We start from the raw sequence: 23,068 nt of genomic DNA on the forward strand, positions 1-23,068 counted from the left end.
TTTTTATGGGCCGGGATCGCCGGATTACTTGGCGACTTTCTTGGCGGCAGCGGCGGTCGCGCTCTTCTTGGCCGGAGCGGCAACGGCGGTGCTGGCTGCTTGCAGGTTGGCTTCGGTGATGTCGGACAGCTGCTTGGCCATCGAGGTCATCTGGTCGAAAGCCTTGGTCGAGGCGCCGAGCATGGACTGCATCGTGGCGGCGAAAACGTCGCCACCGACCGGTGCGGAGGCCTTGGCCTTGGCAACAGCGGATTCGGCGTTCTTGGCGAAGGTGCTGTACTGGGCTTCCATGACCGAGGTGATTTCCTTCTGCATTTCGGAAACCAGGTCATAGACGCTGCGCGAGTAGCTGACCATCTTGTCGATGTTCGGCTGGGCCAGTTCGGAGTTCAGCTTGGCGACGGCGTTGACGTCCTTGGCCGACAGCAGTTGCTGTGCATTGGCAACCGTGTTGTTGAAGAACTCACGGGAAGCGGCCATGTTGAGGGCGGTCAGACGCTCGACGCCGTCGAAGGCGGTACGCATCAGGGCCATCATGACTTCGGCGTTGGCCTTTTGGGCGGCGGTCAGTTGTTCGAAATTCGGGTTGCTCATCATCTTCTCCAGTTTTAGTTTGGTGGTGCGGATGAAACGACAAACCCCCGCCGAAGCGGGGGCTTTACTTTAAAACCTGATTACTTCTTGCCCTTGGCAGCAGCGCCGACGGCCTTGACGGTGGCGTTGGTGGCGGCAGCGACGTTGGCTTCGGTGATTTCGGCAACTTGCTTGGCAGCCTTGTTCATGTTGTCGAAGGCGGAGTTGGCGGCGGCGATGGCGCTCTTGACCGCAGCGACGGCAACGTCGGAACCGGCCGGAGCGGACTTGGCAGCCTTGTCCAGCAGGCCGGCAACGGTCTTCTGGAAGTCGCCGAACTGGACTTCAGCCATCTTGGCCAGTTCTTCCTGGGTCTGGGCGGAGATTTCGTAGACGCTGCGCGAGTAGGCAACGGCCTTTTCGACATTCGGCTGGGCCAGCGAAGCCTGGATGGACAGGGCTTCCTGAACGTCCTTGGCGGCCATCAGGGCCTTGGCGCCAGAGACGGAGTCTTCGATCACGGAACGGGCGGTGTTCAGGTTCAGGGCGGCGATGCGCTCGGCGGAAGCCAGGGCGGTGTTGGCCAGGGACAGCAGGGAGTCGACGGTGGCCTTGTTGGCGGCGGCGAATTGCTCGGGGGTCGTGAACATGGGGTTTCTCCTAATAAAAAGTCATGCCGAATTACGAGTTCCTGGCAGCCCTTCCATCGTGATGATGTTGCGCTGCAGCATGGACTTTATTATAGGGATGATTGTTCGCTTGTCAACAATCTTTTGTGCAGTGCACAAAAATTTAATTATCAATAAAAATCAGTAACTTGTTGTATTTTCGCTGGGGCGGTAAGATATTTTTCGTCAGGCTGCCCCAGCGCGATGCACTACGGTTGTGCGGGTTGGGTCGAGATGCCGCCAGAACCCTTGAGCTGCAGGCGTTCGCCACGGGTAGCCGGACGCTCTGGCTCGGTTTCCTTGTTCTTTGGCTGGATGACGGCGCGAACGCGTGGCGGTGCGGCATTCGGATCGCGGGATTCGCCGGCGGTGACCAGGTATTTTTCATTGACCGCGTCGTACCAGATGTAGTCGCCCTTGACCTGGTCGTCGCCGCTCTTGACCCAGGCGCGGTGGAACAGTTCGGCAATCTCGGTATTGGTGTTGTATTCGATGCGCTCGGCTTCGCCGTCGACGTATTCGTCCTTGCCTTCGCGTTTCTGACGGAAGCGGGCGAGGCCGTTCTTGCCGCTGAAGGCCGTACCTTTCTGAAAGCCATAGCGGTCTTCGGTGATGATGACGCGGTCGGCCTTGAGGATCATGGTGCCCTTGGTGATGACGACGTCGCCTTCGAGAATCTGGATTTTCTTGGCGTCGTCGATGGAAACCTTGGCTGCCTCGAGCAGCATGGGTTTGTCTCTGTCAGCTTTTTCAGCGTAGACGGGAAGCGAGGCCAGCAGGCAGAGGGTGAGCGTGACAAGGCGAACGGTCATGGCGTTGTTTTCGATCGAATGTATTGCCCTTTGACCTGCGATTGCAGAACGAAGGTCGATTTGTTGTTGTCAATCTCGGCACCCACACCGGTGATCCAGGATTGACCTTGCGTGATTTCCACCGGGCTGTTGGTGAAGGCGAAGCCGGCATCGGTCTGTACCGTCAGGTCCGGCGTGCGGGCCAGCAGCTCGGGGTGGTCGACAGTGGCTGCCCGGGTGATGCGGACATCGTCCCACAGGTAGGCGACTTCGCCTTTGGACGTGATCTTGGCGAAATTGGACGTGACGCGGATTTGCGGCGCGTCCGGGCGATAGCTGATCAGCACGGGCGACTTGAGTTCGGACGAGTCGTCGTCCGCGTAGTGGACCATGTAGGGGCCGGTCAGCCGATACTTGACGTGTCCGGTTTCATCAAAGCGGCGGACAATGAAGTTTTCGGCAATGCCGTCCGGATCGTGGCGGAACTTGCCGTCGTGCTTGTCATTACCCGGCTCGGTGGCGCTTTGCAGCCAGAAAGTCAGCGTGGCCAGCACGGACAGGATAATGATGGGGAAGAGTTGGCTGGGCCAGTGCTTCATTGCGGGTCGAGGTAGGGCGCGAAGGCTTCTTCGAGCTTGCCCTGAGCGGCGAGAATGAATTCGATGGCTTCGCGCACGGCCCCCTGGCCGCCGGCCGCTGCGGTGATGGTATGGACGCGTTCCTTGACGATGGGCCGGGCGTTGGCCGGCGCAATGGTGAGTCCGGCGTGCGCCATGGCTGGCAGATCGATCAGATCGTCGCCCATGAAGGCGAGTTCCGACCAGTCCAGGCCCAGCTTGTCGAGCAGCTTGGCGGCGACGTCCCGCTTGTTGCCGACGCCCTGATAGACGTGCGTGACGCCGAGATCGGCGGCGCGGTGGGAAACGACGCCGGAATTGCGCCCGGTGATGATGGCGACCTCGATGCCGACGCGTTTGAGCAGCACGATGCCAAGGCCGTCCTGGACGTTGAAGGTCTTGAATTCGTGGCCGTCGTCGGAATAGTGCAGGCCGCCGTCGGTCATCACCCCGTCGATGTCGAAGGCGATGAGCTTGATACGGGTGGCGCGGGTTTGGGCGTCCATCAGATGACCTTGGCGGTGAATAGATCGTGCATGTTGAGGGCGCCGATCAGGTGGTTGTCGGCATCGACGACGAGCAGGGCGTTGATGCGCAGGCGTTCCATCATTTCCACGGCTTCGACGGCGAGGCGGTCGGGACCGATAGTGCGCGGATTGGGGTGCATGACCGTGGCGATGTCGCCTTGCTGCAGGTCGATGCGCTTTTCGAAGGCACGGCGCAGGTCGCCGTCGGTGAAGATGCCGAGCACTGTGTTGGCCGGATCGGTGATCGCCACCAGGCCGAGGCCGCCGCGCGACATGGCGATGATGGCGTCGGTGATGCTGGCAGTCGGTGCCACGGCGGGTACGCGGTCGTCGGCGCGCATCACGTCGCGGACGTGGGTGAGCAGGCGGCGACCAAGCGAGCCGCCGGGGTGCGAGCGGGCGAAATCCTCGGGGCCGAAGCCGCGGGCGTCGAGCAGCGCAACGGCCAGGGCATCGCCCAGTGCTAGCGCGGCGGTAGTGCTGGCTGTCGGCGCCAGGTTGTGCGGGCAGGCTTCCTGAGCGACGCCGGCATCGAGATGGATGTCGGCTTCGCGCGCCAGCGTAGAGGTCGGCACGCCGGTCATCGCGATGATGCGGGCGCCCTGGCGCTTCAGTGCCGGCAGGATGCTGAGCAATTCGCCCGATTCGCCGGAATTGGACAGGGCGAGCAGCACGTCGTCGCGGGTGATCATGCCCAGGTCGCCATGGCTGGCTTCGGCCGGATGGACGAAATAGGCCGGGGTGCCGGTACTTGCCATGGTTGCCGCAATCTTGCGCGCGATGTGCCCGGATTTGCCCATGCCGCTGACGATCAGACGGCCGTGGCAATTGAGGATCAGCTCGACGGCGCGGGAGAAATCGCCATCGAGTCGCCCTTGCAGGGCCTCCACTGCGGCCGCTTCGATGTTCAGGGTCTGGCGACCGAGTTCCAGAGCGCGTTCCGGCGAAAAGCGATGAGCGTTAAGGCTTGGGTTCATGGCGGGGCTGCGGTTAAGATGCGGGAAGTATACCTGAATCGCGAAAACGGCCCTTGAGCGCACTTTCTCTCGTCCTGTTGCTGCTTGGCGCCTCGGTCCTGGCCGTGGTGATTTTCCGGCGCTTCAACCTGCCGCCGGTGCTCGGCTACCTGTTCGTCGGCAGCGTGATCGGGCCGCATGCCCTGAACCTGATGAATGACATGCACCGGGCGGAATCGCTGGCCGAGTTCGGCGTCGTTTTCCTGATGTTCTCGATCGGCCTGGAATTTTCACTGCCCAAGCTGTTTTCGATGAAGCGCATCGTCTTCGGCCTGGGCCTGCTGCAGGTGGGCATCACCATGGCGCTGATCGCCGGGCTGATCATGCTCTTCGGAGTCAGCTGGCAACTCGGCATCGCCCTCGGCGGCGTGTTCGCCATGTCGTCGACGGCGGTGATTACCAAGCTGCTCGCCGAGCGCATGCAGCTCGATTCGGCGCACGGCCGCGAAATCATGGGCGTGCTGCTGTTCCAGGACCTGGCAGTGGTGCCGTTGCTGGTCATCATCCCGTCGCTGACCCAGCCGCCGGAAAAACTGGCGGCGCTGCTGGCCGTCGCCCTGGTCAAGGCGGTGGTCGTGCTGGCGCTCATTCTGGTATTCGGCCAGCGCCTGATGCGCAAGTGGTTTCACTTCGTCGCCCGCGCCAAGTCGTCGGAGGTTTTCATCCTCAACGTGCTGCTGATCACGCTCAGCCTGGCTACCATCACCGAACTGGCCGGTTTGTCGCTGGCTCTGGGCGCATTCGTCGCCGGCATGCTGATTTCGGAAACGGAATACAAGTTTCAGGTCGAGGAGGACATCAAGCCCTTTCGCGACGTGCTGATGGGCCTATTCTTCGTGACCATCGGGGTGAAACTCGACCTGCACATCCTGGTCGGCCTGTGGTGGCAGGTATTGCTCGCCGTGGCTGCGCTGTTGCTGGTTAAGGCGCTGACGGTCGGGCTGCTGTCGTGGCGGCTCGGCGCCTCTCCCGGCAATGCCATCCGCTCTGCGCTGTGGCTGTGTGCCGGTGGCGAATTCGGCTTCGTGCTGCTCGGCGAAGTCATGCGCATGCCGCGGGAAATCCAGCAGGTCGCGCTGACATCTCTGGTCTTGTCGATGCTCATCGCGCCCTTCATCGTCCAGTACAGCGAGCGCATTGTCGTCCGCTTCGTGGCCAGCGAATGGCTGATGCGCTCGATGCAGCTGACCCGCATCGCCGCCCAGTCGATGGGTTCGGAAAAGCATGCGATCCTGTGCGGGTTCGGCCGCAACGGCCAATACCTGGCTCGCTTCCTGGGGCAGGAGGATATCAATTACGTGGCGCTAGACGTCGATCCGGACCGCGTACATGAAGCCTCGACCGGCGGCGAAAACGTCGTCTATGGCGATGCAGGACGTAAGGAGGCGCTGATGGCGGCCGGTCTGATGCGGGCCAGTGTGGTCATAGTCACCGTCAGCGATACCGCGCTCTCCGAAAAAATCCTGCACCACGTCCAGGAACTGCGCCATGACCTGCCGGTGATCGTGCGTACGGCAGACGAGCGCGACATGGACCGCCTGACCAAAGCCGGAGCGGCCGAAGTGGTGCCGGAAGCGCTGGAGGCCAGCCTGATGCTGGCATCACACGCGCTGGTGCTGGTCGGCGTGCCGATCAATCGCGTGCTCAAGCGTATCCGCCAGACCCGTTCTCAGCGCTACAGTCTGTTGCGCGGCTTCTATCGCGGCATCACCGACCGCGATCACGACGAGGAAGACGAACACCAGCCACGCATGCACTCGGTTCTGCTGGGCGCCGGAGCGGCAGCGGTGGGTCGGACGCTGGATGATCTGGACTTGGACAACCTGGGCTGCGAAGTCAGCGCTATACGCCGTCGTGGCATCCGGGCACTCGAGCCGGCGCCGGAGACACTGCTCGAGGAAGGCGATGTCGTCGTTGTGCTCGGTTTGCCGGAGGCGGTGAGCGCCGCCGAGGAGCGCTTGCTGCAGAAATGAAAAAGCCCGCTAAGGCGGGCTTTAGGGCTTAGAAGAAATATTAGAAGGCGAGACAAACGACATAGCTCTTGCCGTCAGTGTAGGTTTCACCATCTTTGGTGGAGTCCGTCGTATTCCCGGATTGGGCGCGTACGGTTCCCTTGTCGCCTGCGCCATCATCGAGAGTGGTATCTAACTGCTGGGCTAATTTGTTGTTGATACCCGATGAACAAATGTAGTAAGTCCCACTCATGCCTTTGATCGGTGTGCTCATTTGAATGCCAACAGTACCTCCTTCTGCGTTTGAAGGCAGGCTGGCAGTTGCGGCGCTTGTGAAATCGGTTGAGCCGGGAGCTAAACCGGCCAAGCGCACATGCTGCCAGAACAGTACATTTTCGCTGGTGACGTCGGTGGAATTCCAGGTGCCCTCGATGATTCCGTTACCTACTGTTTGCCCGGTAGCGCTTGCCTTTTTGCCACCAGTAAAGCGAGTGTCGGCATTGAGATCATCGCCAGGTAGGCGCTTGAATTTGTCCTGATAACCGTAAATAAACACGGGAATGGTACGGAAGTCGTTGGCCAGATTTTTAACCTTGGCGCTGTTGATCAACTCCTGACCCTTCAGGACTCCTCCCAGCAGCAGGCCGATAATCACCAGTACGATGGCGATTTCGACCAGGGTGAAGCCCTTTTGTTGATTTTTCATGGCATGCTCCGGCATATGGTTTTTGTCAACGTACAGCAATAAGTATGCCCATGATTTTTGGGCTGAATTTGATAATCTGAGGCGAGAAACTGGCTTGCAAGTGTCGAAATATGGACAGGGTGTCGGAAAGATGAACGCCGGGTTCGGTCGAACCTGGGGAAAGCGGCTGGCGAATTGGCCGCATTTATTGTTGACCAGTCATCTGTTGATGGTGCACGCATTGGCTTTCGGGGGCTGGCAGGTGCCGGCGGTTCGCCTCTTGTGGCTGGCCGCGCTCGGCCTGTTTCTGATCTGGCAGCCCTTCGTCGCCGGCGAGCAGCGGATCAACGGACGCCAGGCAAGCGTGCTGCTGGGCGCCGCGCTGTTGTCGACCGTGCTGCTTGGCCCCTGGTTGCTGCTGGTCTGGTGTGGCGTCCTGGCTGCAACCATTGGCGGCCGTGCCGTGGGGACCGAACAGCGCAGCGAGCGGGCGGGATACCTGCTGGCTTTCGGCTATCTGATCGGGCTTGCTGTCCTTGGCGTCGTGCCGGAAATTTCTCCTGCCGCCCAGATAGATTCCGCTCTGCGGCATTCCCTGGCTGTTTTCATGCCCATGGCCTTGCCGGCTTTGCTGCTCTTCCCGGCCAGGGCGCCGCGGAGGAAATCCGGTGAAGCCTTCGACCTGTTTTACGGAATGCTGGTCTTCCTGGTTATGTCGGTGCTGGTGCTGGGCGCGCTGGCCTATATGCCGATCGGCGGTGCCGGCTATGTCGAATCCCTGTTCAAAACGTCGATGAGCGTGGCCGGCGCCTTGCTGCTTGTGGCCTGGGCGTGGAATCCGCGGGCCGGCTTCTCGGGGATAGGCTCAGCGATTTCACACTATCTGCTGTCGTTGGGCATGCCGCTCGAGCAATGGCTGGTTCATCTGTCGGAAGAGAGCGAAAAGAATGCCGATCCGGCTCGTTTTCTCACGGCCGCAATGCAACGCCTGGCGGCCACGCCGTGGGTGCTCGGCATTTCTTGGCAGATGAGCGATGGTTACGGGGAGGTTGGCGAGTCGTCGCCGCACCGGCATGTTTGCGTGGCCGGTGAATTGACCTTGACGGTGCATTTTCGCCATGTGCCGTCGCCGGCGCTGCGCTGGCACGTCGAATGGCTGTTGCGCCTCGCCGTCGAGTTCTACCTGGTCAAGCGTCAGAGTCAGCAGTTGCAGCAACTGGGCTATGCCCAGGCCATCTACGAAACCGGGGCAAGGGTCACCCATGACGTGAAGAATCTGCTGCAATCCCTGCAGGTCCTATGTTACGCGGCTACTCAACCGGGCGATCCGGCCGAAGTGGCCGGGCTGCTGCGCCGCCAGTTGCCGCAGATTGCCGACCGGCTGAAATCAACCCTGGACAAGTTGCAGTCGCCGCAGGCCGACGATTCCGAAACGATCGAGGCCGAATTATGGTGGCGTCGCTTACAGGATCGCTATGCCCACGCCGGGATTGCGTGGCAAGGCACTCCGCAGGCCGGCCCGGCGGTGCCGCGGGCGCTTTTCGACAGCGTGGCCGAGAACCTGTTGCAGAATTCCCTGGCCAAGCGCCAGCGTGAACCCGGCTTGCCCATTGCGGTGATTTTTGACGGCGCCAGTCTGGCCGTCTCGGATAACGGCTCGGCAATTCCGCAAGCTTTGGCCAAGACCCTGCTTAGCGAACCGGTGCCCTCCAACGACGGCCTTGGCATCGGCCTTTACCATGCCGCCCGCCAGGCCGACAGCCTGGACTATCGGCTGGCGCTGGCCGAAAATCGCGCCGGTCTGGTGCGTTTCGTCCTGTCGCCGCTTAGGCCGCTGCCAGCGACTTGAGACCGTCCAGACGATAAACGTGGGTATTGCCCTTGCCCTTCAGATAAATCTCCACGGCCGGGGCGAATTCGAATTCACTGGCCAAGCGTCGATAGGTATTGGTGTCGACGTGGATCATGCCTGGCGTCCCTTCACTGGTGATCCGACTGGCCAGATTGACGGTGTCGCCCCACAGGTCGTAGATAAATTTCTTCTTGCCAACCACGCCGGCGACAACCGGGCCGGTGCCGATGCCGATTCGCACGTTCAACTGCATGGCGTTGACCGTGAAGTCGCGGTGCAGCAAGTCGCGCATGGCGATCGCCAGCTCGGCGATGGAACGGGTGAAGTTATCTGATCCGTCGTTCAGCCCGCCGGCGACCATGTAGGCATCGCCGATGGTCTTGATTTTTTCCATGCCGTACTGGTCGGCCAGTTCGTCGAAGGACGAGAAAATCCGGTTGAGCATGGCAAAGACCTGCTGTGGGGTCATGCCTTCGGCCAGGCGGGTGAAATTGACGATATCGACAAACATCACTGTGACCTCTGCAAAACCGTCAGCGATGGCCTGGCTATCGTGTTTCAGCCGTTCGGCGATGGGGCCGGGCAGGATGTTGAGGAGCAGGCGTTCCGAACGGTCCTGTTCGACCTGCAGCAAGCGGTGGGTTTCCTGCAGGCTGGCCTGCAGCTTGCCCTTTTCGACGATGGCGTAGTTCAGCAGCAGATAGACGATACTGGAAATCGCGGCGAAATTGAGCGCAAAGAAAAAGACGCTGGTTTCGGTCGAAACCTTGTGGGTATTGCTCGCCGGCGTCCCCGCCAGGTAATAGTCGAAGAAGCCCGACAGCGCGGTCAGGAAGATGTAGGCGATAAACCAGGCAATCGATTCCCGCGGCCCGCACAGCAGCACCGCCCCGATCGGCGCCAGCAAGCCCCACAGGCTCGTTCCGCTAGCGGTGATGAAGTTACCGATACTCCATTGCACGACGAAGGGGGCGAACAGGAAAATCGACAGCTGGGTGACGCGAAACCAGTCGAAATTGCCGCTGCGCATGAAATAGATCAGATTGGCGACGAGCAGCAATTGAAAGACAAACGGAGGCGTCGCCGAGAACTGGGGACCCATCTGACCGTACAGGAACAGCCACAGCATCGACCCGGTGCAGAACAGGCCGGTGGCGAAAACCAGCAGCGATTTCTTCAGGCGCATTTCGGCGTCATCTGTCGGCAGAATGCCGCCGCTGCGCAGGGAAACGATGGTGGAGTGCAGACTCACGAAATGACTAGCCGGTGTGGCTTATAAGGGCTGGATAAGCAGTTTGGCAGTCGTGGTGGCGCAGGTCAATAAGGCGCGGCGGAGCGCAATCAGGGCAGACGGCCGGCGGCAATCATGCGGTTGTAGAGGATGTTGGGGGAAAGCCAGATCACCAGATCGTCAAACTCGTTGGGGCCGGATGGGATGGGGGGGTGCGAGACAAAGGCGCGATCTGCATCGCCATTTGCAATTTCATCGCTGCTTGCAGGTGGAGATGCTCCGTTCCTGCCTCGGGAAAAAACGACTGCCACCGCGTTATTAGCCAATTCGCTGCCAGTCGCGCAACTGGCCGTAGCGCCTGTTCCGGTCATGCCTGTGGCCGTGTTGCAAATACGAAGATCCGGCGCGTTACCCAATGAAATGCCTCCGTTCCATACTGCCTTGATGCAGTTGGCTGTGGCAAATACGTGGCCGGGGCAATACGCACTGTTATTGTAGGTGGTAATGGCATAGCGGATTGGATTACCCCAGCCATCGAGCGCATAGCCATTGTCGTTGGTCGGGCCGATGCCGAGCGTGATCGCCGGCAGGAAGCCATCCCAGTTGTTGCTGCAGACGCCGCCACCTAGCGGTCCTTCGATACCGGTCGCTCCACCAACGGCGGGGCAGGGCAGGCGCCCATTGGCAGCGGCAAATCCGAGCAGGGCATCACGCGCTTCATCCAGGCGGCGTTGGGTATCCGATGTGGCGATCCGCTCCATCTGGGCGCTCACCGTCATCATCAATCCTCCGGAAAGCAGCGCGACGATGATTAGGACGATGGCCAGTTCGATTAGCGTGAAGCCACGGTTCGCTCGTCGAATCAGGGGCAGGGGGCGGCCGTGCACGGAATCACTTTCAGCGTTAGGGTGCCCAGGGTAAGTTGGGCGGTGGTCGGTGACGGAGTGGTGTAGCCGACCAGCGAAAACCACAGTCCGGGGTTGGCGGTCGGGGCGAGCCAGCTTCGTGTTGTGTTATCGAAATTCAGGTTGTCCAATGGCGTTCCGGCGGGCGGGAAGCTGCCGTTGTCATTGTAGTAGCGACGCAAACCGTTTTGGACGTCAAAGGCTCCGCGAATCTCGGCCAATACCCGGGAACTCAAGGCCTGGAGCAATTCCTGGGTGGTGATGGTGATGACTTGATCGTTGAAAGTAGCTGCGGGGCCGTTGTTGACGAAAGCTGGGCCGGTGGCATTGCCCAGGTCCAGATAATTGACGCTGGCCGGCGGCGAAGCGATGCTGGGTGGTGTGCGCGTTTGGCCGGGCAGTGGGGTACCGGGCGCGATGATCAGCGCAGCGATGCCGTTATAGGTGCCATCGAGCTGGAGTTGTCCGTTTGCAACACCGGCACTGCCCACCGGCGGAGTGCTACGGAAACCCGGGGAAAGAACATACCAGAGCTGTTCACCGGTGCCGTCGCGCGGCTCCGACAGGCCCAGGTCACGCCAAGCAATGCGGCCAATCAAGATGCTAGGACTGGTGCAGTTACTCAGAGCCTTGCCCTCGGTTGGTGTGCCGATGGTTGTAATGTCTTCGGGGCATGGTAGCCGGCCAGGAATGGATTTGTGAGTAACCGACCAGGCGATCAGAGCTTCCTTGGCCTGGCGCAGGGCGGCCTGCGTCCGGCTGTTCTGTTCCCGCTGCTGCTGCCCTGGAGAGAGCGACGACAACAACAGGGTGGTGCCGATCCCGACGATCAGGAAAAGCAGCATGAGCAGTGCGCTGCCGACTTGCGAACGCAGGGTGGTCGTCATGGTCAAGGCATCGGGCGCGCCGGCCGCACGACGATCCGTCCGCCGCCCAACAGACTAACGCTCTGCCCGCTTTCCGGATAGTACGTATTCCCCACCGGTACTCGAGGTGCCGGGCTGCCAGTGTTCCAGTCCGCTTCGCCGTTGATCCAGCGGGTGCGGCGGCCGCTGCTGCTGCGTACTTCGCCGTTGAAGGTCTGGCCGGTTTCGGTATTGTCGTTTTGCTGCCCGAACCACGGGTTGCGCTGGCGTTGCTGGTCGAGGATGGCGCGTTGGTCGGCATCGAAAAAGAGGCGGCCGAGCGGTGCACTGTCGGCTTGGGCGACAGCGTTGGAAAGAGTCAGCAGGAGGGTCAGGATGACGCGCCACACGGTCAGTTCCTTCCTATTGGCCGCCGGGCGGTCAGCCAGTCGAGTTCGCAATCGGCGCTCAGCCGAGCGGTCATTTCGCGACGCTCGGTCGAAGCTGGGAGCGGGAGCAACTTGCACGAGCGGACAATCACCAGCGCCTTGGCATCCTGCTGAATCCGGCCGAGGGTATTGAGCAGATCGCCTTCGTGCAGCAGCCGCAATTGCAGGCGTAGCGGGCTGTTGAACCAGGCGTAGCCGGCCGGGGTGTTTTTGTTGAGGGGTACCTGGGCGGAGAATTCGTATTTCATGCCTGGAATGCCCAGGTCGCGCTGCGTGTTGCGCAACTGCTCCATCCAGTCCAGCCGCCGTTCCTCTCCCAGCACGCCGGAGTCCTGGAGGCGCTGCAAGAGCTGACTGCGTTCCTGGAGATCACGTTCCTCGCTGTGAAACTGGCGCAGGCGCATTTCGATGCGGGATTTGGCTTCGGCCGCCCGGTTGCGTTCCTGGCCGGCCTGCTCGGCGTCGGTCTGCGTCCACCAGGCCAGAGCCCCTGCTGCGCCAAAAAGCATCAGGGTTGCGACGATGGGAACAAGCAGCTTCTGGAAATCGCGCCTGGTCAGCTTCATGGTGCTTGCCTCCGGGCGATTTCGACCACGAACTGACGCGGCTTTGCCGCCTCCTCCTGTCCGTCGCCGCCGCGCAGGGCGCTGCCCGATTCGATGTCGAACGGCCGTTGCTGCACATTGACCGACATATCGGGCTGGCTGCGCAGGATATCGACAAAGTTGTCGAAAACTCCGAGCACCTTGCGGGGTTCCGCCTGTGGCAGATTGATCGAACCCCGCACGATGGTGACTTCGCGCATGTCAGGCTCTTTCGCCGGGTCATAGGCGCCATCGTTCTTCCATTCGATCCCTTCGAGGTTGATCGCCGGAATGCGGTCGAGGGCCTGACTGACCCTCGCGAAAGCTGGGCCGGGCTGGCGCTGCTGGCGGCTCAGTTCGGTATAACGTGTCGTCAACTGGCGCAAGGTATCGTTATCGATATCGAGCTGCGGCAGCGTGCTGGCCGTTTCGCGGTAACGCCGGCTCAAGTCAGCATCGCTCATCGCCAGGACGCGGGCTTCTTCGCGCCGCTCGTGCGCGTCATAAGTCTGTTTGGCCGAATACAGCACACTGCCCAGCACGGCGATGAAGCCGGCGGCCAGGAGTCCGTTGCGCAACTGCGACAGGCGGAAATGACGGCGGTGGATTTCGCTGCCGAATTGCTGCGCCGGGGTGGCGATGGCCAGCAGATGCATGAACAGCAGGTCGCAGCGATTATCATCGGGGACCGTGTGCAGCGAGAGCTTGGCGGCGGCGGTATGGCTGTCGATGAGGCGGAAACTGAGCTGGCCGCGGTCGGGGCAGGCTTTTTCGATGGCCGGGAGCGTCAGCGGATGGGCGACAATGAAGACTGGCAAGGCTTCGTCGCGACCGATCAGGCGCTGGCCGATCAGGTATTGATGGAGTTTGCCGGACTCGGCCGCAAAGGTGCTGGCGATTCCCGCGATGCTGCTGTCGGTCAAGGGCGCCATGCGGGAAAAATGGGCTTGGCTGTCAACCAGGTAGCTCGAGCGAATCGAATGATCCTGCATGCTGAGCAGCAGGCAGCGGCCGCCGCCCAGCCCCAGTTTTTTCAATAATCGGCCGCCCAGCTGGGCCACGCTGTAGATGCCGGAGAGCGCTATCTCGGCGCTGCCCAGTCGTTGCAGCCACGGTTCGAAATGACCGGGGTTGGTGAGGGCGGCGAAAAGCAGTTTCTCGTTCTTGCGCTGGGTCTTTTCGTAGCCCAGCGAAATGGCGGTGGCCAGTGAGGTGCCCTGGAAATGCTGGCCGATTTTGCGGCTGATCAGCGCCTGGCGATCCGGCCCGTGCAGGAAGGGGATCGTTTCGTAGGCATGGCCTTCTTCGGCGACGTTAGCGAGCAGGGCGAAACGGTCGCTGTGGCGAGCATCGAGATATTGCGAAAACTCGCGCAGGCCTTCCTCGTCGTTGTCGAAAACGCCTTCCGCCAGCAAATTGCCCTGCTGCCAGGCATAGGCAAAGAGGCGGTGGGTATTGAGGTAGAGGAGGCGGGTTTTCACGTCTTGATTTTACTGATCACGTCGTAGATCGGGCCGATGACCGACAGCATGATCCAGCCGAGCAGGGCGCCCATGAACAGGGTCAGCATCGGTTCGATCAGGGCCTGGGCCTTGCCGACCGATTCCTTGACGTCGCGGTTGTAGAAGTAACTGACGTTGAGCAGCGCCTTGTCGAGGCCGCCGGTGCTTTCCCCGATGCGCAACATGCGGATGACGAGGGGCGGGAATAGGCCGACGTCGTGGAAGGCGCCCGCCACGTTGTGGCCCTCGCGGATCGATTGCTCGACGCGCTCTAGCCCGCGGCGAATGACGTGGTTGCCGACGATGTGCTGGGTGGTGCGGATCGATTCGAGGACCGGGATCCCCGACGCGTAGAGCATGGCGAAGGTGCTGGCGAAGCGCGACAGGATGATTTTTTTCAGGATCGGCCCGACGACTGGGAGGCGCAGCTTGATGCCGTCGAAACGCAGGCGGGCCAGCGGGTTGGTACGCACCAGTTGCAGCCCGACCAGGAAAGCGACGACCGGCGTGGCCAGGAACAGGTACCAGTAACCGACCAGCAGGTCGGAAACGAAAAACAGCAGCTGCGTATGCGGGGGCAGGGCCTGCCCCATGTTGCGCACAAAAATCTTCAGCTGCGGAACCATGTACACCATCAGGAAGAAGGTGGCGGTCAACACGATGCTGGCGACGAAAGCCGGGTAAATCAGCAGCTTCTTGGTATGCGACGCCAGCTCGTCCTCCCATTTCAGGGATTCGCTCAGGCTGGCCAGCACGTCAGGCAGCTGGCCGCTCGACTCCCCGGCGCGGATCAGGTTGCTGAAGACCTGGCTGAAGATATCCGGGTGCGCGGCCATGGCCTGCGATAGCGTCTGGCCGCCTTCGATGCTTTCGATCATGCCGGCCATCACCTCGCGAAAGCGCGGATGCTCGATGGAGTCGCGCAGGTCGGTCAGCCCCTCGAGTATGGGCACGCCGGCCCGGGTCAGCTGTTCGAGGTGAAAGCAGAAGTTGATCAGTTCCGGACGCGGTACGCCGCGCTGGCCGAACAGCGTGCGCTGCTGGATTGGATTGCCGGTGACCAGGTCGAGATTCATGCGCTTGAGGCGCATTTCGAGGTCGATCAGGTTGATCGCATCTAGCCGCCCGTAAGTCATTCGACCTTCCGCGCTGACCGCCTTGTAGTCGAAGAGCATGGCCTGCCTACATCCTGTCGGTCAGGTCGACGACGCGGGCCAGTTCCTCCAGCGAGGTCACGCCGTCGAGGACGCGCTGCATGCCGTCGTCAGCCAGCGTCTTGAAGCCTTGCAACACGGCACGGTTGCGGATTTCATGCGTGGTCGACCGGAGGGCGATCAATTCGTCGATGCCGCTATCGATACGCAACAGCTCCATGATGGCGACCCGGCCACGATAGCCCTGGAAATCGCACAGTTCGCAGCCGGTCGGGCGGAACAGCACCGGATGCGGACCTTCTCCGAGCGGGCCGAGCAGGCGGATCTCGTGCGGTTCGGCATGGTAGGGCGTCTTGCAATGCCCGCACAGGCGGCGGATCAGGCGCTGGGCGATGATGCCGATGATGTTGCCGGCGAGGATGTCGGGCAGCACGCCGATGTCGAGCAGGCGCGGCACGGCGCCGATGGCCGAGTTTGTGTGCAGGGTCGTATACACCTGGTGGCCGGTCATCGCGGCGCGGAAGGCCATCTCGGCGGTTTCGGCATCGCGCACCTCGCCGACCAGGATGACGTCGGGATCCTGGCGCATCATCGAGCGGATGCCGTTGGCGAAATCGAGTTTAGCCGCTTCGGCCACCGAGGTTTGGCGCACCATGGCCATCGGGTATTCGACCGGATCTTCGAGGGTCATGATGTGGATTCCCTCGGAATTGATATGGTTCAGCACCGAATACAGCGTCGTCGTCTTGCCGCTGCCGGTCGGGCCGGTAACCAGGATGATACCTTCCGGCCGGGAGATCATCAGTTTCAGCTGGTGCAGGTGCTCCTCGGTCAGGCCCAGTTCCTCGAGCGGCACGATGCCCTTCTGGCGGTCGAGGATGCGTAGCACGATGTTTTCGCCATGGATGGTCGGCTGGCTGGCGACGCGGAAGTCGATCGGCCGCCCCGACACCGTCAGGCCGATGCGGCCATCCTGCGGGGCACGCATTTCGGCGATGTTCATGCCGGACAGCACCTTGATGCGCACGGTCATCGCCGGCCAGTAGGATTTATGCAGGGCGCGGATCTGGCGCAACATGCCGTCGATGCGGTAGCGGATGCGGAGGAAGTTGGCTTCCGGCTCGAAGTGGATGTCCGACGCCTCGCGTTTCACGGCGTCGGTCAGGATCGAATCGATCAGGCGGACGACCGGCTGGCTGTATTCGTTGTCGGCGGCCGACAGACTGTGCCAGTCGATTTCGCCGGTCTCGATTTCGTGCAGGATGCCGTCGATCGACAGTTCGTGGCCGTAGTACTGGTCGATGGCGTGGTCGATTTCCGATTCGCCGGCGAGCAGGGTCTCGATCTCGGTGCCTTCCTCGAGTTGGGCACGTACCCGGTCGAGGCCGACGATGTCGTTGACGTCCGAAATGGCCAATGCCAGCCGCCGGTTATGGACGTCGTAGTCGAGCGGCAACAGGTGGTGGCGCTTGGCCAGCTCGCGCGGCACCCGTTTGAGCGCCAGCGGGTCAACGACAGCATTGCGCAGGTCGATGCTCTGCTTGCCCAGGCTTTCCGACAGTGCCTGACGCAGCGTTGCCTCAGTGACGAAGCCGAGCGACACCAGCAATTTGCCGATCGGCTGGTTCTGCTTCATCTGCTCGAGCAGCGCGATGCGCAACTGGTCTTCCGACAGGATGCCTTCGGAAATCAGGATCTGGCCGAGCGGCCGGCGCTGGAGGGCGGATGTGCTCATGCTCGGTTCAGCGTGCCGGCTCCGCCAGCAATTCGCTCAGGCGTTTCTCGACCCTGGCGCGATCGAACGCTGCCGGCCGGCGCGTGGCAGCTTCCAGCGCCATGCGGTAATGCTGGGCAGCCAGACGCGGCTGGCGCAGATGATCGAGGCTGACCGCCAGGTTGAACAGGTAGTCTGGATTATCGCTTTCGGTAGCGACCGCGTTGAAATAGACCTGTTGCGCTTCCGGCCAGCGGTTCTGCCGCGAATACAGGTTGCCCAGGGCGAAATTGAGGGCCGCCGATTCCGGTTGCGCCGAAAGCAGGCTCTTCAGGCGGCTCTCGGTGTTTTGCGGATCAGCCTCCGCCGCGCTGCCACTGAGGGCGGCCGCTTGGGTGGCCGGATCGCTTGGATTGGCGACCAGCGCGCGCTGGCGCAGCGCCTCGGCATCGGTTGCACGTCCCTGGCGCTGGGCGATGGCGGCCAGCGCCAGCAAGGCGTCGGTATTGTTCGGGGCGCGCTGGACGACCTGCTCGAAGTCGCGGCGCGCCACTTCGATGTCGCCGCGTTGCAGGCTGGTCTGCCCATGCGCCAGGCCGGGATCGACTTCGGGGCGGGTGCGGGTCAGCCGGATGGCGTTGGGGGCGTCGGCATCAGTCACGGCTGGGTGGGCGGGGGGAGGCTCCCGGCGCGGCGCGAAAAGTGCCGTCTCGTCCGGGCGTGCCGGCTGGGCGACGGGGGGCTGCGCAGACGCGGCAGGGGCTGGCGGCGCCGGCTGCGGCACGGGGGGCGGGGGAATATACGGTGTATTGGCCGCCAGCGTGCCGCGATTCATGGCGTTCAGTTGGTACCAGACGTAGCCGCCAATGCCGAGGCCGGCAATGCTGAGGGTGCCGATGGCCAGCCAGAGCGGCAGGCGGGACGGCCTGTTGGCTGCGGTCTGTTGCTTGGCGGCAAAGGCGTTGCGCACGGTCTCCCGTGCGCTTGGCTCGGCCGGCTGCAGGGTGAGGGTTTCTTTGGCCAGGGACGGGCTACTGGCCGGGGCGCCCGGTGAGAGCGGGGTGCCGGCCAGATCGGCGTCGACGGCATCGATATGGTTGGCGAGATCCGGCAAGGGATTTGCCGCGGCCCCCGGTGCGGCGCCGGTTCGCGGTTCCAGGCTGAGCACCGGTTCGGTCGGTGTTGCCGGCGCAATGCCGAACTGGGCGCGGGCCGCCTCCTGCTTGGCGGTTTCGGCCCGTTTCAGGGCATCCATCAACAGGCTCATGCGCGGCTCTCAGCGGCTCGGGACGATGTTGAAGGGCTGGGCTTCATTTGGCTGGACGAAGAAATTGTCACCCGGCAGGTAGCCCTTCAGCGGAGCATAGTCGCCGTCTAGGCTGGCATCCTTGATGACGACGGGGCGGAGGAAGACCACCAGTTCCGTTTTCCTGCCCAGATTGTTCCGGTTGTTGGCGACCTCGCCGAGAATGGGGATCTGGCTGACGACCGGTACCCGCTGGTTCTGATAGTCGATCTTGTCTTCCATGAGGCCGCCCAGGACGGCGGTATTGCCGCTGCTGACGCGCATGACCGACTCGATTTCGCGGGTCCGGATCTGCGGGACCTTGTTCAAGCCATTCAGGTCGGGATTGGGGTCCTGGATGAATGCCCCCAGCGCCGTGATGGTGGGGCGCACGTTCAGGGTGACGACATCGCTGTCGCTGATCTGCGGCGTAACGCTCATCACCAGGCCGACGCTGACGGTTTGCGGCGTCGTCGTGTAGGAGCGGATGGGCGTTCCGCCGACCAGATTGGTGTTGGCAATGGCCAATTCGGATTTGACGTTGAAGAAGACGATGTTCTCGACCACCTTGAGCAGCGCCGTCTGGTTGTTCATGACCGACAGCCGCGGACTGGACAGCACCTTGGTCGTGCCGAACTGGCTGAGCATGGTGATGGCGGCGGTCGGGTCGCCGCCGGTGTAACTCAGGTTCTTGGCCGTGGTCGTCAGCGTGTTGCCGAAGAACTGGAAAAGCCCGCCGCTGGTCATCTTGGTCCAGTCTATGCCTTGCTGGTAACCATCGTTCAGGGTCACTTCAACGATGGTCGTCTCGATCAGCACCTGCCGGCGGGCCGAGTTCATCACGCGGTCCACAAATTCCTGGATCCGGTCATGCTGGCGCTGGGTGGCGCGGACGGTGATGACGCCGGTTTCGGCATTCATGATGACGGATGCCGCTTCGCGGAAGGTGCTGTGGCGGACGACGGTGGTACCGGTTCCCTGGCTGGCCGAACTGGGCGCCGGGTTGGTCTGCAGGGCATTGGCGATGGACTGCGCGGCGCGGCGGCCGGTTTGCGGCAGGGCTGCGGCGCCGCTCGCCGACTGCTCGTTGTTCTGCTCGTAGCTGGTTTCGCTCGACCCTTCGGGCAGGACCTTGTCGGTTTCGCGCAGGATGTCCTTGATGTTCTTCTCGAGCGATTCCCAGAACTGGTTCTTGGAGACGTTTTCGATGCGGGTATTGGAAACGTTGCCGCCCGTCGTACCGACTGCCGGCGCGCCGCTGCCGCCGGTCGGCACGCCGGTGGCGATCTGCGTATTGGCCGATATCGCGCCCGTGACGTTGCGGGCCATATTGACGTAATCGACCTTGTAGTGCTTCAGAAAGGGCGAGTCGGGCATCACGGCGAGGTTCGGGCCGTCCAGTTCGAAGCGCATGTCGACCTGCTTGGCGATGCGGGTCAGCAGTTGCGGCAGGGTCTGGTCGATGGCGTTCAGCGTGACGTTGCCGCTGATGCCGGGGTGGATGTCAACATTGACCTTGGCGTCGCGGGCCAGCGCGAACAGCAGGTCGCGGACCGGCACGTTGTTGACCACCACGCTGTAGGTCTCGGCCTTGCGTGTCGGGCGCGGCTTGGGGAGGGCCAGGGTCTGCTGGACCGGGGCCGGGATGCTGCCGGCGGTGGCGGCCGGCGTGTTGTCGTTGTTCAGGTGCCCTTTCAGCGGCTCGCGCGGCATGGGCGCCGAGCAGGCGGCAATCAGGATGGCGGCGAGCGTGGTAACGGTAAATCCGATTTTCATCGGGTCATGCCTTGTCTGAACGGTGTAGTCGCATATCTGTAGTTATCGCACGATGCTAGCACGTTATCTGAAGCTTGCCAGGGATGCCCCTAATGCAGCTTGCTCACTTGTCGGGGGAAAGGTTGGATGGTCTTGATCGATTCGGGCAGGGCTTGCATGGCGGCCACCGCCTCTTCCCGGCTCGCGAAATCGCCATAAATCACGCCGATCCGGTCGCGGCCGGACAGGCTGGAGCGATAGACCCGGATGTGCGCCGGTTCGATGGCGTCGATGGCGCGGGCGAGGAAACCTTCGACTTCGCCGGTGTGCGATGCGTCGGTGGCCAGCAGTTGCAGGAAGTAATGATTGCGCGGCGCATCCTTGATCCACTCGTCGTATTGCCCGAGGTGCTGGCGGGTGAGCGGCCCGAAGCGCAGTTTCTCCGGCGTGCCAGCCGTTACTGCGGGCGGCGGGCTCTGCGGGATGCTGGTCGTCGGTGGGCTGGTCTGGGGCGGCTGCGGGGGGCGTGCCACGACGGCGTTGCCGGTCGGCATTGCTGGATGTTGGCCCAGGGTGACGGCCATCCCGATCAGCGCGGCGGCAATGCTGGCTCCGGCAATGCCCCACAGCAGCGGCTGGAGCTTGAAGGCGGTTTTTGTTTGCAGCGGGGAAAAACGGGCATCCTGCTCGGCTGTGCGCACTTCGGCTGCGTCCACCTGGTGGCTACCGCTTGAGTAGGCGGCCAGTAGGGCCTTGTCGGCGATGATGTTGATGCGCCGGGACAGACCCTCGGAAATCCGGGTGATCATCCGGACAGCTTCCTCGGTAAACGGATTGGGGCCGTGGTAGCCGGCGGTGCGTAGCCGGAATTCGATATAGGCGGCGACGTCGGCCTGTTTCAGGGGCGCCAGGTTGAAATGCTGGGTGATCCGTTCGCGCAGCTGGCGCATGTCGGTTGCCGCCAGTCGTTCGTCGAGTTCCGGTTGAGCGAACAGCGCAATCTGCAGCAGCTTGGTCGCTTTCGACTCGAGGTTCGATAGCAGGCGGATTTCTTCCAGCGATTCGGCCGGCATCGCGTGCGCCTCATCGATGAGCAGCACGACGCGCTTGCCCTCGGCGTAGCGTTCGATCAGCGCCTCCTGCAGGGCACGGGTCAGAGAATGGGTGGCCTTGCCGTCGGTCGGGATGCCCAGTTCGTCGGCGATGGCACCGAGGATTTCATGGCGCGACAGCGACGGGTTGGCCAGATACAGGGTTTCGACGTTGTGAGGCAGGCGTTCGAGCAGCATGCGGCAGAGCATGGTCTTCCCACTACCCACTTCGCCGGTGACCTTGACGATGCCTTCGTCCTGGGTGATGGCGTAGATCAGCGCGTCGAGCGTCGGGCCGCGGTTGGCACCGGTGAAGAAGAAGTCGGTGTGGGGTGTGATGCGGAACGGCGGTTCGCGCATGCCGAAATGCTCGAGGTAAAGGCTCATTGCCGGTTCCAGCCTTCCATGCGGTTGTACAGGGTGGTGCGGTTGATGCCGAGGCGGCGCGCCGCTTCGCTCATGTTGCCGCCGCTCAGTTCGATGGCGGCTTCGATGTAGCCCCGTTGCCACAGGTCGAGTGTGGCGTCGAGATTCAGGTGCGAGGCGCGTTCGAGATGCTGGCGGGCGGCCTGGCGCACATCTTCCGGTTGGGATGCATCGAGACCGGTGGTTGCCACAGGAGAAACGGCGCTATCCGGATAATCAAGCTCAGCGCTCAGTTGGCCGGCCGTCACGGCCTGGCCGGCGTAGCGCGCCGTCAGCCGAATGACGATGTTGCGCAGTTCACGGACGTTGCCGGGAAAGGGGTAGTCCAGCCACAGCGACTGGGCATCGGGGGCTAGCGCAAACGGTTCGGCGCGTACGGCGGCGGCGCAGCTCTTGCGGAAGTGTTCGAGCAGCAGCACGCGGTCGAGACCCGTTTCGCGCACAGGCGGCACGGTTACGGTAAACACTGACAGGCGATGGTAGAGGTCAGTGCGGAAGCGCCCCATCTTCATTTCCTGGCGCAGGTCGCGGTTGGTGGCGGTGATGATGCGGGCGGTCGAAATGCGGGTCTGGGTTTCGCCGACCCGCTGGTATTCGCCGTTTTCGAGGACGCGCAGCAATTTGGGCTGCAGGTCGAGCGGCAATTCGCCGATTTCGTCGAGGAACAGCGTGCCGCTGTCCGCATCCTCGAAATAGCCCGCCCTGGCGGTGTTGGCGCCGGTGAAGGCGCCCTTGGCGTAGCCGAACAGGGTCGGTTCGAGCAGGGTGGGCGATATGGCTGCGCAGTTCAGGGCGAGGAAAGGTTTGTCGTGCCGTTCGGTCTGGCGGTGCAGGTAATGGCTGGCGACGATGTCCTTGCCGCTGCCCGATTCACCTTCGATGAGCACCGGATAGGCAAGGTTGGCGTACTGGCCGAGTTGGAGGCGCAGGCGCTGCATGGGCAGGCTTTCGCCGATTAGGCCGTGGGCCGTTTCGCCGGATGGCGGGGCGTCGAAGCGCAGGACCTGCCGGAACAGTTCGGCCAGCCGGGCGGGGTCGCAAGGCTTGGCGACGAATTCGACGGCGCCAAGCGTGCGGGCGTGGCGGGCATTTTCGTTGTCGCTCTGGCCGGACAGGACGATGATTTTCAGGTCCGGATAGCGCGCCAGCAACTCGCCGATCAGGGCAAACCCTTCATCCGGGCGGTGTGGCAAGGGCGGCAGGCCGAGATCGACCAGGGCCAGGCGCGGCGGATTGCGCAGTTGCCGGAGCAGGTTGCCGGCATGCGAGCGGGAATGGCTGGTCAGTACGTCGTATTCCTGCGCGAAGGCAAAACTGAGCGATTCGCTGATCAGGGGATCGTCATCGACAATCAGCAGGAGCGGCTTGGCAACTGACAAAGGCGCAACATTCCATGTGAAATTTTTCCGATTATAGCCTTGTCGTTTCCGGGCGACGGCGGGGCAT

Annotated in this window: 21 protein-coding genes; 2 read left to right on the top strand and 19 right to left on the bottom strand. The window is 62.4% G+C overall.

The features are described from left to right. Positions 1-24: 24 nt before the first annotated feature. From LZ012_RS06185 to LZ012_RS06210, 6 genes are all read right to left on the bottom strand, one after another. Entirely contained in the window at positions 25-594 is a 570-nt protein-coding gene (locus LZ012_RS06185) for a phasin family protein (protein ID WP_275708672.1), read from the bottom strand. Positions 595-674: 80 nt separating this feature from the next. After that, positions 675-1,223 carry a phasin family protein gene (locus LZ012_RS06190; RefSeq protein WP_275708674.1) on the bottom strand — a complete coding sequence of 183 codons (549 nt, stop codon included), beginning with the start codon at positions 1,221-1,223 and terminating at the stop codon, positions 675-677. 227 nt (positions 1,224-1,450) lie between these two features. Then, entirely contained in the window at positions 1,451-2,053 is a 603-nt protein-coding gene (gene lptA, locus LZ012_RS06195; RefSeq protein ID WP_275708676.1) for a lipopolysaccharide transport periplasmic protein LptA, read from the bottom strand. Continuing rightward, positions 2,050-2,631 (bottom strand): LPS export ABC transporter periplasmic protein LptC, encoded by a 582-nt coding sequence (lptC, locus tag LZ012_RS06200; RefSeq protein WP_275708680.1) that lies wholly within the window; start codon positions 2,629-2,631, stop codon positions 2,050-2,052. Before lptC ends, lptA begins: the two co-directional genes overlap by 4 nt. Further along, positions 2,628-3,155, bottom strand: a complete 528-nt coding sequence (locus tag LZ012_RS06205; RefSeq protein ID WP_275708682.1) for a KdsC family phosphatase — start codon at positions 3,153-3,155, stop codon at positions 2,628-2,630. Before LZ012_RS06205 ends, lptC begins: the two co-directional genes overlap by 4 nt. Further along, positions 3,155-4,153 carry a KpsF/GutQ family sugar-phosphate isomerase gene (locus LZ012_RS06210; protein WP_275708684.1) on the bottom strand — a complete coding sequence of 333 codons (999 nt, stop codon included), beginning with the start codon at positions 4,151-4,153 and terminating at the stop codon, positions 3,155-3,157. Before LZ012_RS06210 ends, LZ012_RS06205 begins: the two co-directional genes overlap by 1 nt. Before the next feature lie 53 nt (positions 4,154-4,206). Between LZ012_RS06210 and LZ012_RS06215 the strand changes: the two genes are divergently transcribed. After that, positions 4,207-6,165, top strand: coding sequence for a monovalent cation:proton antiporter family protein (locus LZ012_RS06215; protein WP_275708687.1), 1,959 nt, complete (start codon positions 4,207-4,209; stop codon positions 6,163-6,165). Between the two features lie 40 nt (positions 6,166-6,205). Here LZ012_RS06215 and LZ012_RS06220 read toward each other — a convergent pair whose 3' ends face one another. Next, the gene (locus tag LZ012_RS06220) at positions 6,206-6,850 is read right to left on the bottom strand and encodes a prepilin-type N-terminal cleavage/methylation domain-containing protein (RefSeq protein WP_275708689.1); all 645 of its coding nucleotides are present in this window, start codon (positions 6,848-6,850) and stop codon (positions 6,206-6,208) included. 22 nt (positions 6,851-6,872) lie between these two features. Between LZ012_RS06220 and LZ012_RS06225 the strand changes: the two genes are divergently transcribed. After that, entirely contained in the window at positions 6,873-8,678 is a 1,806-nt protein-coding gene (locus LZ012_RS06225; RefSeq protein ID WP_275708691.1) for a hypothetical protein, read from the top strand. Here LZ012_RS06225 and LZ012_RS06230 read toward each other — a convergent pair. The 12 genes from LZ012_RS06230 to LZ012_RS06285 all read right to left on the bottom strand — a co-directional run bounded on the left by LZ012_RS06230 (position 8,656) and on the right by LZ012_RS06285 (position 23,001). Beyond that, positions 8,656-9,933 (bottom strand): adenylate/guanylate cyclase domain-containing protein, encoded by a 1,278-nt coding sequence (locus tag LZ012_RS06230; RefSeq protein ID WP_275708693.1) that lies wholly within the window; start codon positions 9,931-9,933, stop codon positions 8,656-8,658. The genes LZ012_RS06225 and LZ012_RS06230 overlap by 23 nt on opposite strands. An 89-nt stretch (positions 9,934-10,022) precedes the next feature. After that, positions 10,023-10,799, bottom strand: coding sequence for a type II secretion system protein (locus tag LZ012_RS06235; RefSeq protein WP_275708695.1), 777 nt, complete (start codon positions 10,797-10,799; stop codon positions 10,023-10,025). Further along, positions 10,775-11,704 (bottom strand): hypothetical protein, encoded by a 930-nt coding sequence (locus LZ012_RS06240; RefSeq protein WP_275708697.1) that lies wholly within the window; start codon positions 11,702-11,704, stop codon positions 10,775-10,777. The genes LZ012_RS06235 and LZ012_RS06240 overlap by 25 nt, the downstream gene beginning before the upstream one ends. 2 nt (positions 11,705-11,706) lie before the next feature. Next, positions 11,707-12,072, bottom strand: coding sequence for a hypothetical protein (locus LZ012_RS06245; protein ID WP_275708699.1), 366 nt, complete (start codon positions 12,070-12,072; stop codon positions 11,707-11,709). Positions 12,073-12,074: 2 nt separating this feature from the next. Beyond that, positions 12,075-12,677, bottom strand: coding sequence for a hypothetical protein (locus tag LZ012_RS06250; RefSeq protein WP_275708701.1), 603 nt, complete (start codon positions 12,675-12,677; stop codon positions 12,075-12,077). Further along, positions 12,674-14,176 carry a hypothetical protein gene (locus LZ012_RS06255; RefSeq protein ID WP_275708703.1) on the bottom strand — a complete coding sequence of 501 codons (1,503 nt, stop codon included), beginning with the start codon at positions 14,174-14,176 and terminating at the stop codon, positions 12,674-12,676. Before LZ012_RS06255 ends, LZ012_RS06250 begins: the two co-directional genes overlap by 4 nt. Further along, a complete protein-coding gene (locus LZ012_RS06260; RefSeq protein ID WP_275708705.1) occupies positions 14,173-15,372 on the bottom strand; it encodes a type II secretion system F family protein in 1,200 nt (399 codons plus the stop codon). The genes LZ012_RS06255 and LZ012_RS06260 overlap by 4 nt, the downstream gene beginning before the upstream one ends. A 7-nt stretch (positions 15,373-15,379) precedes the next feature. Further along, positions 15,380-17,086: a GspE/PulE family protein gene (locus LZ012_RS06265; RefSeq protein WP_275708707.1), complete on the bottom strand. Its 1,707-nt coding sequence runs from the start codon at positions 17,084-17,086 to the stop codon at positions 15,380-15,382. Between the two features lie 7 nt (positions 17,087-17,093). After that, a complete protein-coding gene (locus tag LZ012_RS06270) occupies positions 17,094-18,332 on the bottom strand; it encodes a tetratricopeptide repeat protein (protein ID WP_275708708.1) in 1,239 nt (412 codons plus the stop codon). Between the two features lie 9 nt (positions 18,333-18,341). Beyond that, a complete protein-coding gene (locus LZ012_RS06275) occupies positions 18,342-20,126 on the bottom strand; it encodes a pilus (MSHA type) biogenesis protein MshL (protein ID WP_275708710.1) in 1,785 nt (594 codons plus the stop codon). An 89-nt stretch (positions 20,127-20,215) separates the two neighbouring features. Continuing rightward, positions 20,216-21,583: an AAA family ATPase gene (locus LZ012_RS06280; RefSeq protein ID WP_275708712.1), complete on the bottom strand. Its 1,368-nt coding sequence runs from the start codon at positions 21,581-21,583 to the stop codon at positions 20,216-20,218. Then, on the bottom strand, positions 21,580-23,001 hold the full coding sequence (locus tag LZ012_RS06285) for a sigma-54-dependent transcriptional regulator (RefSeq protein ID WP_275708714.1): 1,422 nt from the start codon (positions 22,999-23,001) through the stop codon (positions 21,580-21,582). Before LZ012_RS06285 ends, LZ012_RS06280 begins: the two co-directional genes overlap by 4 nt. Positions 23,002-23,068 lie beyond the last annotated feature (67 nt).

The sequence above is a fragment of the Dechloromonas hankyongensis genome, from assembly GCF_022012295.1.
In the GTDB taxonomy this organism is placed as follows: Bacteria; Pseudomonadota; Gammaproteobacteria; order Burkholderiales; family Rhodocyclaceae; genus Azonexus; species Azonexus hankyongensis.

Bases quoted from the DNA above. Each gene is read 5' to 3' on its own strand.
- LZ012_RS06275 (WP_275708710.1), bottom strand. From the start codon at position 20,126: ATGAAAATCGGATTTACCGTTACCACGCTCGCCGCCATCCTGATTGCC.
- LZ012_RS06240 (WP_275708697.1), bottom strand. From the start codon at position 11,704: ATGACGACCACCCTGCGTTCGCAAGTCGGCAGCGCACTGCTCATGCTG.
- LZ012_RS06265 (WP_275708707.1), bottom strand. From the start codon at position 17,086: ATGAGCACATCCGCCCTCCAGCGCCGGCCGCTCGGCCAGATCCTGATT.
- LZ012_RS06280 (WP_275708712.1), bottom strand. From the start codon at position 21,583: ATGAGCCTTTACCTCGAGCATTTCGGCATGCGCGAACCGCCGTTCCGC.
- LZ012_RS06250 (WP_275708701.1), bottom strand. From the start codon at position 12,677: ATGAAGCTGACCAGGCGCGATTTCCAGAAGCTGCTTGTTCCCATCGTC.
- LZ012_RS06260 (WP_275708705.1), bottom strand. From the start codon at position 15,372: ATGCTCTTCGACTACAAGGCGGTCAGCGCGGAAGGTCGAATGACTTAC.
- LZ012_RS06210 (WP_275708684.1), bottom strand. From the start codon at position 4,153: ATGAACCCAAGCCTTAACGCTCATCGCTTTTCGCCGGAACGCGCTCTG.
- LZ012_RS06270 (WP_275708708.1), bottom strand. From the start codon at position 18,332: ATGAGCCTGTTGATGGATGCCCTGAAACGGGCCGAAACCGCCAAGCAG.
- LZ012_RS06220 (WP_275708689.1), bottom strand. From the start codon at position 6,850: ATGAAAAATCAACAAAAGGGCTTCACCCTGGTCGAAATCGCCATCGTA.
- LZ012_RS06185 (WP_275708672.1), bottom strand. From the start codon at position 594: ATGAGCAACCCGAATTTCGAACAACTGACCGCCGCCCAAAAGGCCAAC.
- lptA (WP_275708676.1), bottom strand. From the start codon at position 2,053: ATGACCGTTCGCCTTGTCACGCTCACCCTCTGCCTGCTGGCCTCGCTT.
- LZ012_RS06190 (WP_275708674.1), bottom strand. From the start codon at position 1,223: ATGTTCACGACCCCCGAGCAATTCGCCGCCGCCAACAAGGCCACCGTC.
- LZ012_RS06205 (WP_275708682.1), bottom strand. From the start codon at position 3,155: ATGGACGCCCAAACCCGCGCCACCCGTATCAAGCTCATCGCCTTCGAC.
- lptC (WP_275708680.1), bottom strand. From the start codon at position 2,631: ATGAAGCACTGGCCCAGCCAACTCTTCCCCATCATTATCCTGTCCGTG.